Genomic DNA, 2,023 nt, shown 5'->3' on the forward strand with positions numbered 1-2,023 from the left:
CTCCGTCTGAAAACCATTTTTCAGACGGCCTTTTATCGGTAGAAATGGTGCTGGAGAAGGGAATCGAACCCCCGACCTTCGCGTTACGAATGCGCTGCTCTACCGACTGAGCTACAGCGGCACGACGGTCGTTATCATATACACAATCAGACCGTATGACAACAGCTGTTCCCGCCGTCCGCATGTGAGGCCGTCTGAAAACGGTGTCGGCAACCCTGCTTTCAGACGGCCTGTACGCGGTATAATGCCTGCCCGCCCGCATGGCCGGGCCTGACTGTATTCCAAACGAAACGATTGATATGACGACCCGCATTCCCGCCGATACGCCGAAACTCCGCACGGTGTCCTATTTTCTCACTGCCGCCGCACTGTTGGCCGTGCTGCATTTTCATTTCCTGCCGCTGCTGCTGTCGGTTATTCTGACCTATATCTTCATTACCCGCACCAACGGCCTGATTTTGTGGTTCCGCCGCCGGCTGTTTCGGCGCAATGCCTTCCTGCGCCGCTCGCTGAACGCGCATAATGTCAATCTGTTGTCGGCCACGCTGACCATAGGCTTGGTGTTACTGGCGATTGTGCTGATGGCGTTCGGCGTGTACCACTTGATTCAAGGCGGCCATATCGCGGTGATGATGGGCAAGCTGGCGGCGATTATCGAGGATACGAAAAACAGTGCCGACCTGCCGGCATCGGTGGCCAATATGCTGCCGAACAATCTGGCCGAAATCAAAACGGCGGCGGCCAGGCTGCTGAAGGAGTATGGCGATACGCTGACGCGCATCAGTAAAAACAGTCTGACGGTGTTTGTTTACATCATCATCGGTGTGATTGTCGGCGCGCTGCTCAGTTTCCACCGTCTAAACGCCCGTATGAAACGCCGCCGGATGCCACCCTTCAAGGCGGAGCTGGTGCGGCGCATCGTCAATTTCCAAAGCAGCTTCGAGCGTGTGTTTATCGCGCAGGTGAAGATTTCTCTGATTGATACGGCCTTTACCGCCGTGTACCTTTATCTGATTCTGCCCGCGTTCGGAGTGGAGCTGCCCTTCCGCCTCACTGTTTTGGTGATTGCGTTTGTGGTGGGGCTGGTGCCGGTGGCGGGCAATCTGGTATCCAATACGGTGATTATTATTTTGAGCTTGGGTGCGTCGCTGTATGTGGCGGCGGCCTCGCTGATGTTTTTGGTGGTGGTGCACAAGCTGGAGTATTTTTTGAATGCGAAGATTATCGGTTCGGAAATCGAATCGAGTGCGTGGGAATTACTGCTGGTAATGGTGGTGTTCGAGCGGATTTTCGGCATCGGCGGCATCATCATCGCGCCGGTTTATTATGCTTATCTGAAAAACGAGTTGAAGCAGGCCGGATTGATTTGAGGGGATAGGGGAAGGCCGTCTGAAAACATATTTTCAGACGGCCTTTTCGGTGGATACGGCAGAATTTGTGTTTGGGGATGACGCAAACCTAATCAGTACACATCCCCTGTCCTTCTATGCAGGGCAGTTCAGCAATCGGCTCGCTGCGCGATTGGCCTTCAAATACGGCCCATCGGCGTTTTCCGTCGGGCATCAGCATCAGCGACGTACTGCCCGACAAATGTTGTTTGACCCATTCGGCCGGGAAGGAAGACATATCGCCGCTACGGTTAGCCGCCAACATTTCGGGTATTTTTTCTTCGGCATCCAATAAAAACAGCCATGCATCGGGTTCTTTGCGGTGTATGTCGCCCGCAACCGCAATCAGGTCATCACGTGTTGCGGGGGTGTCGATGACGACATAGAGGTAGCGCAAACCGTTGGGCGCGCGAAATTCGGCGGCCGTTTTCCATGAGGCGGCAGCGGTGTTTTCAGACGGCGCGGCAGGGGAAGCAGATGCTTCCGAGGCCGGGGCTGCCGCCGGTTTTTCCGGTTGGGATGGGGTTTCGGTTTGTGTGCCGCCGCAGGCGCATAGGGCGGCGGTCAGGCATAGGGCGGCGAGACGTGTCAGCAACATTTCTTTTTCCTTTCGGATCGTTCGGAATACTGTCCAA

General features: G+C 55.2%; 2 protein-coding genes and 1 tRNA gene. 1 reads left to right on the forward strand and 2 read right to left on the reverse strand.

Annotation, left to right across the window (positions count from 1 at the left end):
• Window positions 1-45 precede the first annotated feature (45 nt).
• A tRNA-Thr gene (locus tag HMPREF9098_RS02790) sits at window positions 46-118 on the reverse strand.
• Between the two features lie 181 nt (window positions 119-299).
• On the opposite strand from HMPREF9098_RS02790, the gene HMPREF9098_RS02795 reads away from it, so the two are divergent.
• Window positions 300-1,370, forward strand: coding sequence for an AI-2E family transporter (locus HMPREF9098_RS02795; RefSeq protein ID WP_370889891.1), 1,071 nt, complete (start codon window positions 300-302; stop codon window positions 1,368-1,370).
• An 88-nt stretch (window positions 1,371-1,458) separates the two neighbouring features.
• Here HMPREF9098_RS02795 and HMPREF9098_RS02800 read toward each other — a convergent pair whose 3' ends face one another.
• Window positions 1,459-1,986 carry a hypothetical protein gene (locus tag HMPREF9098_RS02800; protein ID WP_040564210.1) on the reverse strand — a complete coding sequence of 176 codons (528 nt, stop codon included), beginning with the start codon at window positions 1,984-1,986 and terminating at the stop codon, window positions 1,459-1,461.
• Window positions 1,987-2,023 lie beyond the last annotated feature (37 nt).

This window comes from Kingella denitrificans ATCC 33394, from assembly GCF_000190695.1.
Taxonomy (GTDB): Bacteria; Pseudomonadota; Gammaproteobacteria; order Burkholderiales; family Neisseriaceae; genus Kingella_A; species Kingella_A denitrificans.